Source organism: Candidatus Accumulibacter similis (genome assembly GCA_013347225.1).
GTDB lineage: Bacteria > Pseudomonadota > Gammaproteobacteria > Burkholderiales > Rhodocyclaceae > Accumulibacter > Accumulibacter similis.
Map to the genome: position 1 here is coordinate 1,875,496 of CP054595.1, position 16,634 is coordinate 1,892,129.

Annotated in this window: 18 protein-coding genes, 1 pseudogene and 1 riboswitch; of the genes and pseudogenes, 4 read left to right on the plus strand and 15 right to left on the minus strand. The window is 68.8% G+C overall.

Annotation, left to right across the window (positions count from 1 at the left end; translation table 11 throughout):
- Nucleotides 1–9 precede the first annotated feature (9 nt).
- From cobO to HT579_08675, 4 genes are all read right to left on the minus strand, one after another.
- Nucleotides 10–597 (minus strand): cob(I)yrinic acid a,c-diamide adenosyltransferase, encoded by a 588-nt coding sequence (cobO, locus tag HT579_08660; GenBank protein ID QKS28968.1) that lies wholly within the window; start codon nucleotides 595–597, stop codon nucleotides 10–12.
- On the minus strand, nucleotides 584–1,612 hold the full coding sequence (locus HT579_08665; GenBank protein ID QKS28969.1) for a threonine-phosphate decarboxylase: 1,029 nt from the start codon (nucleotides 1,610–1,612) through the stop codon (nucleotides 584–586). The genes cobO and HT579_08665 overlap by 14 nt, the downstream gene beginning before the upstream one ends.
- A 63-nt stretch (nucleotides 1,613–1,675) precedes the next feature.
- Nucleotides 1,676–2,434, minus strand: a complete 759-nt coding sequence (gene bluB, locus HT579_08670) for a 5,6-dimethylbenzimidazole synthase (protein QKS28970.1) — start codon at nucleotides 2,432–2,434, stop codon at nucleotides 1,676–1,678.
- Nucleotides 2,435–2,476: 42 nt separating this feature from the next.
- A riboswitch (cobalamin riboswitch) is annotated at nucleotides 2,477–2,663 on the minus strand.
- Nucleotides 2,664–2,932: 269 nt separating this feature from the next.
- Complete coding sequence (locus tag HT579_08675; protein ID QKS28971.1) at nucleotides 2,933–3,748, minus strand: PEP-CTERM sorting domain-containing protein; 816 nt, start codon at nucleotides 3,746–3,748, stop codon at nucleotides 2,933–2,935.
- Between the two features lie 517 nt (nucleotides 3,749–4,265).
- Between HT579_08675 and HT579_08680 the strand changes: the two genes are divergently transcribed.
- Nucleotides 4,266–5,090: a DNRLRE domain-containing protein gene (locus HT579_08680; GenBank protein ID QKS28972.1), complete on the plus strand. Its 825-nt coding sequence runs from the start codon at nucleotides 4,266–4,268 to the stop codon at nucleotides 5,088–5,090.
- A 122-nt stretch (nucleotides 5,091–5,212) separates the two neighbouring features.
- On the opposite strand, the gene HT579_08685 is transcribed toward HT579_08680, so the two are convergent.
- The 11 genes and pseudogenes from HT579_08685 to ccmA form a co-directional block, all read right to left on the minus strand.
- Nucleotides 5,213–6,052: a hypothetical protein gene (locus HT579_08685; protein QKS28973.1), complete on the minus strand. Its 840-nt coding sequence runs from the start codon at nucleotides 6,050–6,052 to the stop codon at nucleotides 5,213–5,215.
- A gap of 101 nt (nucleotides 6,053–6,153) precedes the next feature.
- Nucleotides 6,154–6,738, minus strand: a pseudogene (locus HT579_08690) (NapC/NirT family cytochrome c).
- A gap of 142 nt (nucleotides 6,739–6,880) precedes the next feature.
- Nucleotides 6,881–8,095, minus strand: coding sequence for a c-type cytochrome biogenesis protein CcmI (ccmI, locus tag HT579_08695; GenBank protein ID QKS28974.1), 1,215 nt, complete (start codon nucleotides 8,093–8,095; stop codon nucleotides 6,881–6,883).
- A gap of 120 nt (nucleotides 8,096–8,215) precedes the next feature.
- On the minus strand, nucleotides 8,216–8,701 hold the full coding sequence (locus HT579_08700) for a cytochrome c-type biogenesis protein CcmH (protein ID QKS28975.1): 486 nt from the start codon (nucleotides 8,699–8,701) through the stop codon (nucleotides 8,216–8,218).
- Entirely contained in the window at nucleotides 8,698–9,282 is a 585-nt protein-coding gene (locus HT579_08705) for a DsbE family thiol:disulfide interchange protein (protein QKS28976.1), read from the minus strand. The genes HT579_08700 and HT579_08705 overlap by 4 nt, the downstream gene beginning before the upstream one ends.
- A gap of 13 nt (nucleotides 9,283–9,295) precedes the next feature.
- The gene (locus HT579_08710; protein ID QKS28977.1) at nucleotides 9,296–11,299 is read right to left on the minus strand and encodes a heme lyase CcmF/NrfE family subunit; all 2,004 of its coding nucleotides are present in this window, start codon (nucleotides 11,297–11,299) and stop codon (nucleotides 9,296–9,298) included.
- A 16-nt stretch (nucleotides 11,300–11,315) separates the two neighbouring features.
- Entirely contained in the window at nucleotides 11,316–11,795 is a 480-nt protein-coding gene (ccmE, locus tag HT579_08715) for a cytochrome c maturation protein CcmE (GenBank protein QKS28978.1), read from the minus strand.
- Nucleotides 11,792–12,019, minus strand: a complete 228-nt coding sequence (gene ccmD / locus HT579_08720; GenBank protein ID QKS31579.1) for a heme exporter protein CcmD — start codon at nucleotides 12,017–12,019, stop codon at nucleotides 11,792–11,794. Before ccmD ends, ccmE begins: the two co-directional genes overlap by 4 nt.
- A gap of 4 nt (nucleotides 12,020–12,023) precedes the next feature.
- Nucleotides 12,024–12,773, minus strand: coding sequence for a cytochrome c biogenesis protein CcsA (gene ccsA / locus HT579_08725; protein QKS28979.1), 750 nt, complete (start codon nucleotides 12,771–12,773; stop codon nucleotides 12,024–12,026).
- A complete protein-coding gene (gene ccmB / locus HT579_08730) occupies nucleotides 12,774–13,442 on the minus strand; it encodes a heme exporter protein CcmB (GenBank protein ID QKS28980.1) in 669 nt (222 codons plus the stop codon). It abuts the gene before it with no gap.
- 8 nt (nucleotides 13,443–13,450) lie between these two features.
- Nucleotides 13,451–14,092 carry a cytochrome c biogenesis heme-transporting ATPase CcmA gene (gene ccmA / locus HT579_08735; protein QKS28981.1) on the minus strand — a complete coding sequence of 214 codons (642 nt, stop codon included), beginning with the start codon at nucleotides 14,090–14,092 and terminating at the stop codon, nucleotides 13,451–13,453.
- A 138-nt stretch (nucleotides 14,093–14,230) separates the two neighbouring features.
- On the opposite strand from ccmA, the gene HT579_08740 reads away from it, so the two are divergent.
- From HT579_08740 to hypB, 3 genes are read left to right on the plus strand one after another with little or no spacing between them, the layout of a single operon-like run.
- A complete protein-coding gene (locus tag HT579_08740) occupies nucleotides 14,231–15,235 on the plus strand; it encodes a nickel-dependent hydrogenase large subunit (protein ID QKS28982.1) in 1,005 nt (334 codons plus the stop codon).
- On the plus strand, nucleotides 15,228–15,569 hold the full coding sequence (gene hypA / locus HT579_08745) for a hydrogenase maturation nickel metallochaperone HypA (GenBank protein QKS28983.1): 342 nt from the start codon (nucleotides 15,228–15,230) through the stop codon (nucleotides 15,567–15,569). Before HT579_08740 ends, hypA begins: the two co-directional genes overlap by 8 nt.
- Nucleotides 15,570–15,586: 17 nt before the next feature.
- Nucleotides 15,587–16,633, plus strand: a complete 1,047-nt coding sequence (gene hypB, locus HT579_08750; GenBank protein QKS28984.1) for a hydrogenase nickel incorporation protein HypB — start codon at nucleotides 15,587–15,589, stop codon at nucleotides 16,631–16,633.
- Nucleotide 16,634: the final 1 nt, after the last annotated feature.

The following is a 16,634-nucleotide window of genomic DNA, read 5'->3' on the forward strand; positions in this document are numbered from 1 at the left end:
GACAGCACACTAGTATTCCACCCCCGGCATTGCCCGGATTCCCGCCCGGAATGCATGCTTCTCCATGTTCATCTCGGTCACCGTGTCGGCGATCTCGCGCAGCGCCGGCGGCGCGCCGCGGCCGGTGACGATCACGTGCTGCAGCGGCGGGCGCGCCCGCAGCGCGGCGATGACTTCCGGCAGCGGCAGCCAGTCGTACTTGAAGGCGTAGGTCAGTTCGTCGAGGATGACGAGGTCGATGCCGGGGTCGTCGAGGTGCGTGCGGGCGACCTGCCAGGCGGCAGCGGCGGCACGCGCGTCGCGTTCGCGATCCTGCGTCTCCCAGGTGAAGCCCTCGCCGCCGACGTGCCAGGCAACGCTGGCGTGGCCGCGGAAGAAGGCTTCCTCGCCGGTGTCCGATCGGCCCTTGACGAACTGGACGACGGCGGCGCGCAGGCCGTGGCCGAGCGCGCGCGCGAGGACGCCGAAGGCGGCACTCGACTTGCCCTTGCCGTTGCCGGTGTTGAGCAGCAGGATGCCGCGCTCGTGCCGTGCCGATTCGATCCGGCCGCGCACCACGGCCTGCTTCTTCTGCATCCGTTCCTCATGCGTCGGCATGCATCGCTCCCGGCCGGGTCACGGCGGCCTGCTGCGGCAGCGACTGCAGCGCGGCGTGCAGCCGCTGCCAGTCGTCCTCGCTGCCCGGCAGTCCGAAGCGCAGCAGGCCGTGCTCGGGGAACAGCCGCGTCAGGATGCCGCGGCGTGCCAGGTGGTCATGGATCTGCGCGCTGTCGGCGCGGCACAGTGTTGCGAAGAGCGCCGTGCCGAGGACCTCGCCATGCGCTGCCAGCAGCCCGCGCAGGCGCTCGCCGGCGGCGAGCAGGCGGTGACGCGCCGCCTGCTGCCAGTCGAGGTCGGCCAGCGCCCGGCGCGCGACGCTCCGCGCCGGGCCGGAAACGGTCCACGGGCCGAGTTCGGCGCGCATGCGTCGCAGCAGGTCGGCTGCCGCGAAGACGAAGCCGACGCGCGCGCCGGCGAGACCGAAGAACTTGCCGAGTGAGCGCAGGACGATCAGCCGCGGCGCCGCCGCCGTGCCGGCGAGATCGGTGACGCTGTCGGCGGGAGTCGGGTCGATGAAGGCCTCGTCGACGATCAGCCAGCCACCGCGTCGGTTCAGTTCGCCGGCCGCGTCGAGCAGCGCCGCGCGCGTGTGGGTCGTCGCGGTCGGGTTGTTCGGGTTGCACAGCAGGACGTAGGGGGTGGCGGCCGTGAGCGCCCGCGGCAGGCTGCCCCCGAGCAGGCGCACGCGGTGGCCGGCGTTCCGCCAGGAGTGCGGATGTTCGGCGTAGAGCGGCGACAGGCAGGCGACGGCAGCGCGTGGCAGCAGTGCCGGCAGGAGCTGGATCGCCGCCTGCGAGCCGGCGACCGGCAGCAGGCCGGGGTTTCCGTAGAGGCTGGCGGCGGCGGCCTCGAGTCCGTCGTCGTCTTCCGGCAGCCGCTGCCAGACGCTTGCCGGCAGCGGCGGGACCGGCCAGGGGTCGGGGTTGATGCCGGTCGACAGGTCGATCCACGCCGCCGCTGGAATGCCGTAGTGCGCCGCCGCGGCGCGCAGGCGGCCGCCGTGCTCAAGCATCGGCGCCGCCGGCGCGCGCGCGGGCCGGGTCGCCGGCGTGTCCATACCCAGTCCGGCGCCGCTTCATGCCGCCTGCCGCTGCAGCCGTTGCAGGCCGTCCTGCAGGTTGCTGACGGTTGCCGTCAGGGCCTCGTCGGGCGGCGTCCCCGTGGTGCTGCCCCACTGCTCGTAGTGGAGGAGTTCGGCGAGCGGCAGGCGCGGCAGCCAGCCGCAGGTCTCGAGTTCCGGCCGGTCGTTGAAGTGGCTGACCCAGCCGATGCACAGGTAGGCGATCGGCACGATGTCGTGCGGGATGCCGAGGGCGTCCTGCAGCGCCTGCTGCTCGAAGATGCTCACCCAGCCGACGCCGAGACCTTCGGCGCGCGCCGCGAGCCACAGGTTCTGCACGGCGCAGACGCTGCTGTAGAGGTCCATGCTGAGCATGTGCGTGCGGCCGAGGACGACCGGCCCGCTGCGCGAGCGGTCGCAGGTGATGCACAGGTTGATCGGCGATTCGAGGATTCCCTGCAGCTTCATGCGGCTGTAGAGCGCGCGCTTCTCGTCCGGGAAGAGCCTTTCGGCCTCGGCATTGGCGGCGCGAAAGACGTCGTGCACGCGCTGCTTGACCGCCGGCGAGCGGACGACGAGGAAGTTCCACGGCTGCATGAAGCCGACCGACGGCGCGTGGTGCGCCGCCAGCAGGACGCGACCGAGGACGTCGTCGGCGACCGGGTCGGGAAGAAACTGGCCGCGCACGTCGCGGCGGCTGTAGATCGCCTGATAGACGGCTGCGCGGTCGGTGTCGGAGAAGGCGTGCGCCGCAGGCGCGCCCGGGTTTTCCATCGATTCCCCTTCTGGAAAGACTGTGCGGCTGCCTGGCCGGGCAGCGTCCGTTCGTCTCCTGGCCGGTCTTCTGACTCGGATTCACCCGCGCGATGCGCCTTCCCGACTCGCGTCAGTGGCCAATGCATCGCCCGTCCTCCTCACAGCGCTGGGCACGTGGCGGACTTGCACCGCCTTCCCGATTCTCCGCCCGGCGTTGTCGGGCGGCACCCGGAGACTCCCGCCCGGAACAAGCCGGGCGACTGCGATGGTGCCACAACTGCCGGGTTTTTTCATCCGTGGAGGAACTGGAAACAGCGATCACCTTGCAGCCGACGACGCTCGCGTCCTGGTCTGGCAGACGAGCGCCGGCATGGACAGGCTGCGATCGAACGGATCACGCTCAGCAGCGGAGCTGCGGAGCTTGGTGCCGAGCAGGCAGTCGGGGGCGCGGGGACACACGCTGCTCGCCCGTCGGGGTTCAGGTCCAGCCGTCGTTGGCGCTGACAACGCCCGCCGTCACCACCGCCGAGCTGGCAGATCCTGGCGGCCACGGGGTGGCTGTGGCTGGCAGCAGCTCGGCATGGCTGCAGCGATCACGGCCTCTGGCGCCTGCTGTGCGTACCGCCGCTGGCGGCGACCAGTGACGATGCCGATGCCCGCGGCCGTTCCCAGCAGCAGCAGGGACCCCGGTTCGGGTACCGTCATCAACTGCACCGACCAGGAAGACCCGGCTCCCTGGGAAGAGTCGTGGTAGCCACTGCTGATGGCAGCAAAGCGATACTGCCCGGCGGCCAGCCGCAGGTGGTAGTGGAAGGCGCCCGCAGCTGGCGTGGCCAGTGGAGTCCAGATGCCGCTGCCGGTGAGTTCCTCGAGCATCACGCTGGCGAGGTCGGTGGTGATGCCGGTGAACACATACGACTCGTCGGTGTTCAGGTGGAAGCTCAACTCCAGGCGGTTTCCCGAATGTGCGTCGACCGCAGCGACGCCCTGGTCTGCGGCGAAGGCAAAGAGGGTCACCGAGGCACTCGCGGCGAAGCCGCCGGCCGGCAGATGGTCGATCGACTGATCGAGCTGGTACTGGTAGTTGGCGATCCACGAACCGTCTCCGACCGCCCCGCTGCCACTGTCACTGCCGGCCAGTTGCGTCTGCAGGTCGGACGTCAGGCTGGTGTACTGCCGCGAGTCCGTCGCGGAGTTGATGCTGCCGACAAAGCCGAACTGTGTCGACACCTGCAACAGGGTCTGTCGTCCGTCGATGACGAAGGCAGCGGTGGCGGAGGTGCAGGCGATTGCCAAGGCAGGCGCCAACATGCAGCGGAAGAGCGTTCTCATGTTCCTGTCTCCGGGAAGAAAGTCGTGGGCTGTAGCCGGCTTGGCATGCGCCCCGACAGCGATCTGCATGATCCCATGCAGCAGGGGGAATCGGCCGCGCCCGGAATGGTAGCAGGTCCGGCGCGGACCGATGGCGGAACCTGCGGCAGCACGGCGTTCAGCGAAACGATCCGTCGTGTGGGGTTTGCTCAGCGGCAGGAGGCTCGCGACACATGCTCACCGGCGCCGATGGGGTCCCGCAAGGCACCGCGTGCGCCATGGCAGCGTTGGGCGGCCACGGTGGGCGTGTGCGCGAACGAGCGCAGGTGGACGCCGGCGACCCAGATGGTCTGGAAGCTGTGCACGGTACGCAGCGGAATGAGGTGGCGGCGATGGCGCGGCGTGGCCGATGGCCCGTCGCCGCTTCCGGTTGCTCCCGTCGTCTGCATCCGGACGCCACCCACACGCGTATCAGCTTGTGCAGCGGCCACGCACACGGCGTTGCCGTCAGCAAACAGACCAACCGGAGGATTCAACCATGTCGTACACCGACCGAGCGAAAGCCGTCACACTCGCCCCGCTCCTGCTCCTCGCCGCGCTGGCGCAGCCGGCGCAGGCGGCAACGACCCTGACGCTGCAGCCGGACGAAGCCGCCAGCCAGGATGTCTTCGTCTATGAGTTCGCGATTCCCGGCGCTTTCGGCATCGCCACCGCCGCGCGCGTGACCAACCTCGACAGCCAGACGCTGAACAGCCTCAGCCCGCTGCCGGCGGTACCCTTTGGCAATTTCCTCGGCAGCAGCAACACCGTGCCGCTGATCGGTGCGCAGGGCGAGAGCCGGGCGCACGATACGCGCTCGCTGCTGCGCTTCGATCCGGGCGCGCTGGGCATCGCCGCCGGGCAGGTGGTCAGCGCCAGCCTCAGGCTCTTCGCGCTGCCGGGTCTGCCGCCGTTCGACAATCCGACGCCGGCGCAAGCGATCACCACCGCTCTGCACCGCGTGACCGAAAGCTGGAGCGAGACCGGCGTCACCTGGGAGACGCAGCCGGCGGTATCCGGGCCAGTGACTTCGGTGACGCAGGACGGCGTGAACCAGTGGGTTTCCTTCGACGTCACCGCGCTGGTTCGTGACTGGCTGGCCGATCCGGCAGGCAACTTCGGTGTCGAGCTGCGGCAGCCGGATATCGTCATCGCCGCTTCAGGCAAGCCGCTCGCCTCGCTCTACGCGTCGTCCGCGTGGGCCGACGCCGGATTGCGGCCGATGCTCGAGATCTCGGCGATCCCGGAGCCGCCCACCGCGGCGCTGCTGGCGGGCGGGCTGGGTCTGTTTGGCTGGGTGCGACGGCGTCGGCAAATGGCCTGAAGCGGTCGGCGCGCGGTATCTGGTCGTCGCGTTCACCCTGCCGGCTGCGGCGGGGGGAATGAAACGGGCAGAGCCGCGGCTCTGCCCGTCGTCCGGAAAGCTCCCGTGTGGCGGCCGTGCGCTTACTGCTTGGCCGCCTTGATGTCGCCGTCGGCGCCGACGCCGAGCGTGTAGCCCATCGAGACGTGGTGGAAGCGGCCGATCGCGTGGTCGCTGTGGATGGCGACGCCGATCGGCGTTGCCTTGCCTTCGGCGAGCGTGCCGTTGAGCTTGCGCGTGAAGGTCACGGTGTAGGTGTCGCCGCTCTTGCTGCCCTCGGCCTTGACGCCGGCGCTGCCACCTTCCATGTTGCGCTTGTCGGTCACCGAGCCGTCAGCCGCCTTGGCGCCCTTGGCGCTCTTCCACTGCATCAGCTCGTAGGCGCCGTCCTTGGTGTACTTGGTCTTCTTGTCGTCGGCGCCGGGCATCGTCCGCGCGTCGGCGTGGCAGCTCGCCCAGCAGCCTACCTGCGCGCCCTGGCTGACCTTGTCGTTGGCGAAGAGGACCGTCGCCTTGACCTCGTTCTCCTTGTCGGCGGGATCGACGCCGCCGCCGGGGGCCTTGAAAGTCAGTCGGACGTAGAGGTTGTCCTTGTCGTAGGCGGTCTGCACGGCGACCGGGAAATTCATCGTCTTCGGTGCACCCTTGGGCTCCAGATCCTTGCCGGCGAGGCGCTTCATGTCGAAGTTGAGGCCGCCTTTCTCCTCATGGCAGCCGACGCAGCTCTCGCCCTTGTTGAGGCCCGTGCGACCGCTGTGGTCGGACTTCTTCATGATCCATTCGATCGGCGTGACGCCGGCGTGAAACACCTGAATGTCGCGCTTGGGAACCTTGCTCCAGTCGGGAGCGGCAGCCTGCGCGAGTTGCGGACCGAAGGCCAGCAGGGCGCCGAAGAGGGCCAGGGAAACGCTCGTTCTTTTCATTTCAGACTCCACTCAAGTGTTGATGCGGTTGGTACGTGTCAGCGACCAGGGGACGTCGATTGTTTTCCCGTGGCCGCGCTGCGGGTCGCTGGCGACGTGCGTCACTCGTCGTCTTCCGGCATGTTCTGCGGTTTCGAATGCGCGATTCCCTTGTGGCAGTCGATGCAGGTCTGCTTGTCCTCCTGACCGATCTTGTGCATCTTCGACGCGCGTGCCTTCTGCTTTTCGATGTCCATCGCCGCGAACGAGTGGCAGTTGCGGCATTCGCGCGAATCGCCTGCCTTCATCCGGTTCCACTCGTTGGTGGCCAGCTCGAGCCGCTTGGCCTCGAACTTCTCGGGCGTCGAAATGGTGCCCATGACCTTGCCGTAGAGTTCCTTGCTGGCGGCAATCTTGCGCATCATCTTGTGCCCCCAGTCCTTCGGCACGTGGCAGTCGGAGCATTAGGCGCGGACGCCGGTGCGGTTGCTGTAGTGAATCGTCTTCTTGTACTCCTGGTATACGTTGTCCCTCATCTCGTGACAGCCGATGCAGAACTCGAGTGTGTTGGTCGCTTCCATCGCCGTGTTGAAGCCACCCCAGAAGAAGACGCCGGCGACGAAGCCGACCGACAGGAGCGCAAGCAGCGAGTACTTGGTACTGGGGCGTTTGAGGCGGGTCCAGAACCCTGGGCTGTTGTCGGTCACGCTGCTACCTCCCTGTCATTGTCATGCCACCGGTCACCTGCCGAGGCTGCCCGAAGTCTAGCGGATGGGGCGGCGGCGACGGTTTGATCTAGGTTAACAAATGCTGGAAAGGGCGGCCCTCGTCGGCGCCGCTGGCCGCAGCTCAGGGCTGCACCTGATCGATCACCAGGCGCAGCCTGCGGTTGCCGGGCTTGACGCCGGCGATGCGGCCGAACAGGTCGCCGGAGGAGGTGCTGGCGTTGCCGGCGCGGGTGATGCGCGCCTCGACGCTGACGCTGGCGAAATCGGAAATCCTGCGGCCGCCGGCCAGCGCCATCGAGTCGTCGAGGCGGAAATTCAGTGGCAGGTCGGCGACCGTCGCGCGCATCGCCGCCAGCGGCATGCGCGGTCCTTCCTCGGCACGGGCAAAGACGAACACGACGTCGTCCGGCTGCACGCGGCCGGCGAGCTTGCCGCTCAGCGTCACCTCGCCGGCGAGCTGGCCGGCGCCGGCAGCCGTCGCCCCGGCCGGCGCGCCGCCAGCGGCGCGGGCGGTGGCGATGCCGCGTGCCTCGTCGATCGCCGCGGCAACCGTCTTCGCCTCGTCGCTGCCGGGTTCGAGCTGCGGCAGCAGGCGTGACCAGTACTCTGCGGCCGCGACGAAGTCCTGCCGCTCGCGCGCTGCCGCGCCGGCCAGCAGCAGCGCCTGCGGTTCGTTCGGGTCGATCTGCAGTGCGCGGGCGATGAGTTCGCCGGCCTTGCCCTGCAGACTGCCGCCGTGCAACTGGCTGAGCACTTCCGCGTAGTCGGCGAGCAGGCCGGCATCCTGATCGACGAGGCTGCCGGCGCGGGCGTAGGCGTCGGCCGCCTCGGGGTAACGTTCGAGAACCTTGTACGAGCGCGCCAGCATCACCCAGCCCTTGCCGTCGCCGGGGTTCTTCTTCAGCCTTTCCGCCAGGCCGCCGATCATCGCGTCGATCTGCTCGGGCGTAATTCGCGCCTGTCGCTGCAGCGGATCGAGGGCGAGCGGGTTGCCGAGCAGGACGTAGCCGGCAGCGGCGGCCAGCGGGATGGCGAGCAGCAGGAACAGCGCCGTCCGCCGGCCACCGCCGCGGGTCGCCGGCGTCGCCGGCTGCGCCTCGACTTCGTCGAGCAGGCGGCGCTGCAGTTCGGCGCGTGCCTGTTCGGCGTCGGCGGCGCCGAGCGTGCCGTCATCGCGCTCGCGGTCGAGTTCGGCGAGCTGGTCGCGGAAGACCGCCAGGTTGGCTTCGCGCCGGTCGGCGCCGGCGGATGGCGGCGGCGCCCGCCACAGTGGCGGCAGCAGGATGGCCAGTGCGGCGGCAAGCAGAAGCGCCGCAACGATGATGAAGGCAGTCATGGTCGTCCTAGCTGATCGTTGCGGCGGCGATTCGCGCGTTCCCTGGCGGCCGCCGCCGCGGCAGCGATCGCGGGTGATGGATGCGGCGATGACCCGCGTGCGCGGTCGTGTCGGCGGAAGTCATGGCTGCGGCGGTGCCTCCCGATCGTGCAGCAGGGCCTCGGCGCGCCGCGTCTCGTCGGCACTCAGTGGGTGCTGGTCGCCGAGCGCGCGCTGGCGTCGCCGCAGGTAGAGCAGCAGCCCGCCCAGGCCAGCGACGAACAGCAGGCCGGGTCCGAACCACAGCAGCAGCGTCGTTCCTTTCAGCGGCGGCCGGTAGCGGACGAAATCGCCGTAGCGGCTGACCATGAACTCCATGATCTCGGCGTCGCTGCGGCCTTCGCGGATCAGGCTGCGGATCTCGCGGCGCAGATCGTTCGCCAGTTCCGCGTTCGAGCCGGACAGCGACTCGTTCTGGCAGACCAGGCAGCGCAACTCGGAGGAGATCGCCACCAGGCGCCTTTCGGTTGCCTCGTCGGCTGCCAGGGGCGCTGCTTCCCGCGCCTGCAGGCCGTTGGCGGCGATGCCGGCGAGGGCCAGCAGCAGGATGGGCAGCCAGCGCCTCATCGGTCCAGCTCGCCCAGCAGCGGCAGGATCTTGCCGGCAAGGATGTCCGGCGTGACCGGACCGGTGTGTTTCATGCGGATGATGCCGGCCTTGTCGATGACGTAGGTTTCGGGGACGCCATAGACGCCGTAGTCGATACCGACGCGGCCGTCGATGTCGAGCACCGAGAGGGCATAGGGATCGCCATGCCGGGCCAGCCAGCCGCCCGCGCGCTCGATGACCATCCTCTTCTCGCTCGCGGCGTCGAGCTTGCTGCTGTCGATCGCGCCGTCGCCGCGCACTTCCTTGTAATTGAGGCCGACCAGCGGCACGCTCTGGCGCTTGGCGAGTTCAACCAGCACCGGGTGTTCCTGGCGGCAGGAGACGCACCACGAGGCCCAGACGTTTAGCAGCCAGACCTTGCCGAGCATTTCCTTTGGCGAGAACTGCCGTTCCGGTGCGTCCAGGCGCGCCAGCGCGAACGCCGGTGCCGGTTTGCCGACCAGCGGCGAGGGCACGTCACGCGGGTTGAGGTTGAGGCCGACGGCAAGCAGGACGACGAGGACGCCAAAGCCGATCAGCGGCCAGAGAAACCGGTTCATGCGCAATGATTCCTCAGGTGTTCTGCGCCAGCGGCGCGGCAGCCGCCGACGGCTGCCCGGACGACACGCGCGCCTTGATGCGATAGCGGCGATCACTCATGGCGACCAGCCCGCCGATGGCCATCAGGACGCAGCCACCCCAGATCCAGTCCACGAATGGCTTGTGATAGACGCGCACCGCCCAGGCGGCTTCGGGCCGCGACTTGTCGATCGGCTCGCCGAGCGAGACATAGACGTCGCGCGTGAGGCCGGTATCGATCGCCGCCTCGGTCATCGGCATCGACGACGCGACGTAGAAGCGCTTCTCGGGGAACATCTTGCGCAGCGTGCGGCCGTCGCGGATCAGATCGACGTCACCGACCAGGGCGCGGTAGTTGGGCCCCTGCTGCTGGCGGACGCCGTTGAAGCGAAAGACGTAGCCACCGACGCTGACGGTGTCGCCGATGTCCATGCGGACATCCTTCTCGGTCTGGTAACCGCCGACCATGGCGACACCGACGATGAAGACGGCGATTCCGAGATGTGCCAGGTGCATGCCGTAGAAACTGCGTGGCTGCCGGCCGAGCGTCGGCAGCAGCGCCTGTCCGGCACGCGTCGCGCGCACACGCTCGCCGACGTTGAGCAGCGTGCTGCAGACGATCCATGCCGCCAGCAGCAGGCTCAGCGCGACCAGCGGCTTCCACTCGCCGGCCACGAAAGGCGCCGCGACGCCGACCAGTGCCGCCGCCAGGAAGGCCCAGCGCAGCGTTCTCGCCAGCTCGCCGAGGTTCGCCTGCTTCCAGCGGACGAAGGGTGCGACGCCCATCAGGAACACCGCCGGCAGCATCAGCGGTACGAACACGGAATCGAAATACGGCGGCCCGACGGACAGCTTGCCGGCACCCAGCGCATCGATCAGCAGCGGATAGAGCGTGCCGAGCAGCACCGATGCGCAGGCGACGACCAGCAGCACGTTGTTCGTCAGCAGCAGCGATTCGCGCGAGAGCAGGGCGAAGCGGCCGCCGAGGCCGACCTTCGGTGCGCGCCAGGCGAACAGGGCCAGCGAGCTGCCGATGACGGCGACCAGGAAGACGAGGATGAAGATGCCGCGCCGCGGGTCGGTGGCGAAGGCATGTACCGAGGTCAGGACGCCGGAGCGGACGAGGAAGGTGCCGAGCAGCGACAGCGAGAACGCCGAGATGGCCAGCAGTACCGTCCAGTTCTTGAAACTGCCGCGCTTTTCGGTCACCGCCAGCGAGTGCACCAGGGCGGTGCCGACCAGCCAGGGCATGAACGAAGCGTTCTCGACCGGATCCCAGAACCACCAGCCGCCCCAGCCGAGTTCGTAGTAGGCCCACCACGAGCCGAGGGCGATTCCGAGTGTCAGGAAGATCCAGGCGGCCGTCGTCCACGGTCGCGACCAGCGTGCCCAGGCGGCGTCGAGCTGGCCCGAGAGCAGCGCGGCGATGGCGAATGCGAAGGCCACCGAGAAGCCGACATAGCCCATGTAGAGCATCGGCGGATGAAAGATCAGGCCGGGATCCTGCAGCAGCGGGTTGAGGTCGCGCCCTTCCTCGGCCCCCGGCAGCAGGCGCTCGAAGGGGTTCGAAGTGAGCAGGATGAAGAGCAGGAAGCCGGCGCTGACCAGCCCGAGGACGCCGAGGACCCGTGCCACCATGTGATCGGGCAACTGCCGCGACAGCAGTGCCACTGCCAGCGCCCACATGACGAGCATCAGGACCCACAGCAGCAGCGATCCCTCGTGCCCGCCCCAGACGGCGGCGACCCGATACGGCAGCGGCAGCAGGGTATTCGAGTGCTGTGCGACGTAGAGCACCGAGAAATCGTTCTGCACGAAGGCGGCGGTCAGGCAGGCGAAGGCGACCGCCAGCAGCAGCGCCTGGACGATCGCCGCCGGGCGGGCGAGGGCAATCCACTGCCGCTGCCCGGAGTGGGCGCCGAGCAGCGGCAGCATGCCCTGGGTCACGGCGACGCAGAGCGCGAGAATGAGGGCAAAGGTGCCGACTTCCGGGATCATGGGCGTCTCGCTGGCGTCACTGTTTGATGGTACGGGCGGCCGCGGCGGCCGCCGCCTTGTTGGCTGCCGCCCGCTCGTGCGCATCGCCGACTGCCTTGGCGGCTTCCGGCGGCATGTAGTTCTCGTCGTGCTTGGCGAGGACCTCGCTGGCGGTGAAGACGCCGTCGGCGGCGAGCTTGCCCTGCGCGACGACCCCCTTGCCTTCCTGGAAGAGGTCGGGCAGGATTCCCTTGTAGGCGACGGTCATGTCCTTCTCGGTATCGGTGACGACAAAGCGCAATGTCACGCCGTCGGGCTGGCGCTGCAGCGAGCCCTCCTTGACCATGCCGCCGATGCGGAAGCTCTTGCCCTGCGGCGCCTCGCCGGCGGCCACCTGGGTCGGCGAGAAGAAGAAGACCAGATTGCTGCGGAAGGCGTTGAGCACCAGCGTTGCGGCGACGGCGAGGATCGCCAGGCCGCCGAGGATCAGCGCGATGCGTTTGTGACGAGGTTTCAATCGTTGCTCCCGTTTGCCGTGCTCCGGTCGCCGGCGCTGGCTTGCCCGCGTTCCGCGGCTTCCGCCCGATGCTGCCGCCTGAGGCGGGCGATCAACCTCTTCCGACCCTGCAGCAGCAGCATCGGTTCCGCCACCATCAGCAGCGCCATCACCAGCAGCGATCCCCAGACGTAGGGGCCATGTCGGCCCATCGCCAGGAACTCGGCGAGGCTGTTCCAGTGAATCATCCTATTCCTTCCCGCGCAGCAGCGCGCGCACCCAGTCGGTGTGCCGCTCACGTTCGAGCATGATGACGCGCACGCGCATCAGCGCCACGGCGATGCTGTACATCCAGCAGGCGAGCGCGCACAGGAGCATTCCCCAGAGCATCATCGCCGCCATGCTGGGTGCCCTGGTCAGGCTGACCGAAGCGCCCTGATGCAGCGTGTTCCACCACTGGACCGAGAAATAGATGATCGGGATATTGACCACCCCGACCAGTGCCAGGATCGCGCCCGCCTTGTCGGCGCGGCGCGGGTCGTCGATCGCCGCCTGCAGGGCGATGAAGCCGATGTAGAGGAAGAGCAGGATCAGCTCGGAGGTCAGGCGGGCGTCCCAGACCCACCACGTGCCCCACATCGGCTTGCCCCAGAGTGCTCCGGTCCACAGCGAGAGAAAGGCGAAGAGGGCGCCGGTCGGCGCCAGCGCCGAGGCCATCATTCCCGACAGGCGGGTGTTGAAGGCGAGTCCGGTCGCCGCCCAGAAAGCCATCACCAGGTAGATGAACATCGACATCCACGATGCCGGCACGTGCAGGAAGATGATGCGGTAGCCCTCGCCCTGCTGCGCGTCGGTCGGCGCCAGCAGGAAGCCGATGAACAGGCCGGCGACGCCGAAGATCGCGGCGAGTCCCCAGAACCATGGAATCATCCGGCCGGCGAGCGGGTAGAAGGTCTGCGGGCTGGCATACCGGAACCAGTTGATCAGCTTGTTGCGCATCTATTCCAGGGCGACTCTCAAGGCAGCCGCGGTTGGCCACGGCGCAAAGAACACACCGCCGAGCGCCAGGGCGCCGAGCAGCGACAGGTGGGCCTGCGCTCCGAGGCCGGTGACCGTCGCGTCGACGGCACCGGCGCCGAAGATCAGCACCGGGATGTACAGCGGCAACACGAGCAGCGACAGCAACACGCCGCCACCGCGCACGCCGAGCGTCAGCGCGGCGCCGATGGCGCCGATCCCGGACAGCGCCGGCGTGCCGATCAGCAGCGACAGCGTCAGCACCGCCAGCGCATCGCCCGCCAGGTCGAACTGGACTCCCAGCACCGGCGCCAGCAGGACCAGCGGCAGCCCCGCGACCAGCCAGTGCGCGATCACCTTGCCGAGGACGATCAGCGCCAGCGGTTGCGGTGCGAGTGCCAGTTGCTCGAGCGTTCCATCGCGATGGTCGTCGGCGAACAGACGCGGCAGCGACAGCATCGTCGCCAGCAGCGCGGCGACCCACAGGACGCCCGGCGCCAGTCGGCGCAACTGATCCGGTTCCGGCCCGACGCCGAGCGGGAACAGGCTGACGACGATGATGAAGAAGAACATCGCGGCGACGATGTCGGCCTGTCGCCGCATCGCCAGTCGCAGGTCGCGGCCGATGACGGCACGGATCAATGATAGCACCTGCCCGCCTACAATCGTTGCTGCCACGCAACGTCGTCGCCGAGCGTCAGCTCGCGGACGTTGCCGGCGGGTACCGCGACCGCCTGGTGGGTGGTCAGCACCGCCAGCCCGCCACGCTGCAGGTGGGCACCGACGAGCCCGGCGACGAGTTCGGTGGCCGCCCTGTCGAGCGCGACATAAGGCTCGTCGAGCACCCACAGCGCGCGCTTCTCGTGCACCAGGCGGGCGAGCGCGGCGCGTCGCTTCTGCCCCTGCGACAGGTAGCGGCAGGCCAGGTCTTCGCGGCCCAGCAGCCCGACCAGTTCGAGCGCGGCGAGTGCCGCGTCCTCATCGAGCGGTTCCTGCGCCAGTCGCGCCGTCGACAGGATGTTCTCGAGCGGAGTCAGTTCCTCCTTGATCGCGTTCTGGTGGCCGAGAAAACACAGTTCGCTGCGGAATTCGTCGCCGAGTTGCGCGATCGGCCGGCCGCACCAGCGGATCTCGCCGCTGGCCGCTGGCGTAAGGCCGCACAGCATGCGCAGCAGGCTCGTCTTGCCGGAGCCGTTCCTGCCCTGCAGGGCGAGCATTTCGCCACCCTCGAGGCGGAAGCTGACGCCGGCGAACAGGCGGCGTTCGCCGCGCACACATTCGAGATTTGAAGCTTCAAGCATGCCAGAGGGGGTCCGGGTCGGGGTCAGTGCCGGCGAGGGCGTATTGTGAACGCGGCAGTTTAGCCCCGGATTGACCGAAATCAAAATGGATTCAATGGCCTCTAGTATTGTGTGCGAGTATTTTCCGGGAGCGTGGCGGTGAATCAGGGTTCTCTGGATCTGGCGCTGACGTGGGACGGGAGTGAGATCGTCGTGGCCGACGTCGGTTCGGCCCGGCCGCAGGTGGCGTCGGTGCTCCTCGGCTTGCCGGCCGCAGCGCTGGGCGACGTCGTCTGCCGCCTGTTCGGCATCTGCCGCCAGGCGCAGGCCGCTGCTGCCGGGCTGTGCGTCCGGGCGGCCCGCGGTGAACGACTGGCGGCTGTGGCGCTCGACGAACTGGCGCTGCCGGTGGCAATCGAGACGATTTCGGAGCACCTCGGCCACCTGCTGATTGCCTGGCCGACCTTGCTCGCCGATCCACGGCAGCCACCCCGGGTCGCTGCCTGCGGCGACTGGCGTCGCCGCCTGCGGGCTGCCACCGACCGGCAGTCGGCGGCAACCGTCGCCGCCGCGCTGGTGGACTGGCTCGATGAAGCCGACCTGCCGCCACTGGACGAGCAGCCGCCAGCCGCTGCGACGGCACCGCTGCTGCCGCGGCTGACGGCAGCCGAATGGGAGACCGTGGCAGCGGTCGAGAACTTCGCGCTGCGGCCCACTCTCGGCGGCGAGGTGGCCGAGACCGGTGCGCTGGCGCGGCAGGCGGACGATGCGAGGATCGCCGGCCTCCTCGCCGCTGGCAGGCGGCTCGACGCAAGGCTGCTGGCACGTCTGCTCGAGTTGCGCTGGCTGGCGGCGGCGCTGGCCGAGCCGCCGCGTCTGTCGTCGCTGCTCGATGCCTGCGCGGTGCGTGTCGGCGCCGGCCTGGCGCGGGTCGAAACGGCACGTGGCAGCCTCCTCCATCGCCTCGAGCTTGCCGGCGATGGCGTCGCACACTACCAGATCGTCGCCCCCACCGAATGGAACTTCCATCCGCAGGGCGCCTTCGTGCGCGAGATCAGCGGCTGCCCGGCGTCCAGCCGGCGGGCGGCGCAACTCGCCGGCGAGCGTCTGGCGCTGTCGCTGGACCCCTGCGTCGCCTTCAGCTGCCGGTTGATCGATGCATGAGATGTCGCTTGCCGTCGGCATCCTGGAGATCATCGAGGAGGCTGCCAGGGTGCAGAAGTTCCGGCGGGTGATGACGGTGGAAGTCGAGATTGGCAGGCTGGCGGCGGTGGAGGCGGAGGCAATCGGCTTCTGTTTTTCCGCCGTGACGCGGGGCACGCTGGCCGAAGGTGCGCGCCTGCAAATCGTCCACGTGGACGGTCGAGGTTTATGCTTTAATTGTCATCAGACGGTGCCGCTTGCGGCGCTGTACGACCCCTGCCCAGCCTGCGGCGGTCACCCGGTTCAGGCGACCGGTGGTACCGAGATGCGGGTCAAGGAGCTGGAGGTCGAATAACAACAGGAGACAGCAATATGTGTACGACTTGTGGCTGTGGTGCCGGGCAGGCGCGCGTCGTCGGCGAGCCCGTGCCTGCGGCAGGCACTGCCGATACCCGGGCGGCGCAATTGGCAACCGACTCGCCGCTCGTGGCGCACGCGCATCCGGAACCGCCGGAGCCGATGCCCGCTGCGGCGCTTGTGCACGGTCGAGTGGCGACCAACGACGGTGGCCGGCACCGGCATCACCCGCGCACCGGCCATCAGTATCACCACCACGACCAGCACCACGACCAGCACCACCAGCACCACGGTCATGACGCAGAGCCGGTGAGCGCGACTCCGGCGCGACTGGTGCAGATCGAGCGTGACATTCTTGCCAGCAACGATGCCTACGCGGCGGCGAACCGCCGGCGCTTCGAGGAGCAGGGGATCTTCGCGCTCAACCTGGTTTCGAGTCCCGGATCGGGGAAGACCTCGCTGCTCTGCCGCACCATCGAACTGCTGCAGGCCAGGTTGCCGCTGGCCGTCGTCGAGGGCGACCAGCAGACCAGTCGCGATGCCGAGCGAATTCGCGCGACCGGGGTTCCCGCATTGCAGATCAATACCGGCAAGGGCTGCCACCTCGACGCGCACATGGTCGGGCACGCCCTGCAGCGGTTGTCGCCGGCCGACGATTCGCTGCTGCTGATCGAGAACGTCGGTAACCTCGTCTGCCCGGCGGCCTTCGATCTCGGCGAGGCGCACAAGGTGGTGATCCTTTCCGTCACCGAGGGTGAGGACAAGCCGCTCAAGTACCCGCACATGTTTGCCGCGGCGTCGCTGATGCTGCTCAACAAGATCGATCTGCTGCCGCACCTGTCGTTCGATGTCGAGCTGGCGATTGCCTACGCGCGGCAGGTCAATCCGGCGCTGCAGGTGATCCGACTCGCGGCGACCACCGGCGAGGGCTTCGACGACTGGCTGGCGTGGCTCGACGCGGGTTGTGCCGCGGCGCAACGGCGCCGGAAGACGACGGTCGAGGCGCTGCGTCGTCGTGTCGCCGAAGGCGAGACCCTGCTGTCCAGCGGCGCGAGGTGCTGAC

Excerpts from the sequence above, each read along its gene's own strand:
- HT579_08665 (QKS28969.1), bottom strand. The coding sequence starts at position 1,612 with ATGCTTGAGCACGGCGGCCGCCTGCGCGCCGCGGCGGCGCACTACGGC.
- HT579_08710 (QKS28977.1), bottom strand. The coding sequence starts at position 11,299 with ATGATCCCGGAAGTCGGCACCTTTGCCCTCATTCTCGCGCTCTGCGTC.
- HT579_08685 (QKS28973.1), bottom strand. The coding sequence starts at position 6,052 with ATGAAAAGAACGAGCGTTTCCCTGGCCCTCTTCGGCGCCCTGCTGGCC.
- HT579_08700 (QKS28975.1), bottom strand. The coding sequence starts at position 8,701 with ATGAGGCGCTGGCTGCCCATCCTGCTGCTGGCCCTCGCCGGCATCGCC.
- cobO (QKS28968.1), bottom strand. The coding sequence starts at position 597 with ATGCCGACGCATGAGGAACGGATGCAGAAGAAGCAGGCCGTGGTGCGC.
- HT579_08680 (QKS28972.1), top strand. The coding sequence starts at position 4,266 with ATGTCGTACACCGACCGAGCGAAAGCCGTCACACTCGCCCCGCTCCTG.
- bluB (QKS28970.1), bottom strand. The coding sequence starts at position 2,434 with ATGGAAAACCCGGGCGCGCCTGCGGCGCACGCCTTCTCCGACACCGAC.
- hypB (QKS28984.1), top strand. The coding sequence starts at position 15,587 with ATGTGTACGACTTGTGGCTGTGGTGCCGGGCAGGCGCGCGTCGTCGGC.
- ccsA (QKS28979.1), bottom strand. The coding sequence starts at position 12,773 with ATGCGCAACAAGCTGATCAACTGGTTCCGGTATGCCAGCCCGCAGACC.
- HT579_08675 (QKS28971.1), bottom strand. The coding sequence starts at position 3,748 with ATGAGAACGCTCTTCCGCTGCATGTTGGCGCCTGCCTTGGCAATCGCC.
- ccmI (QKS28974.1), bottom strand. The coding sequence starts at position 8,095 with ATGACTGCCTTCATCATCGTTGCGGCGCTTCTGCTTGCCGCCGCACTG.
- HT579_08705 (QKS28976.1), bottom strand. The coding sequence starts at position 9,282 with ATGAACCGGTTTCTCTGGCCGCTGATCGGCTTTGGCGTCCTCGTCGTC.
- ccmA (QKS28981.1), bottom strand. The coding sequence starts at position 14,092 with ATGCTTGAAGCTTCAAATCTCGAATGTGTGCGCGGCGAACGCCGCCTG.
- hypA (QKS28983.1), top strand. The coding sequence starts at position 15,228 with ATGCATGAGATGTCGCTTGCCGTCGGCATCCTGGAGATCATCGAGGAG.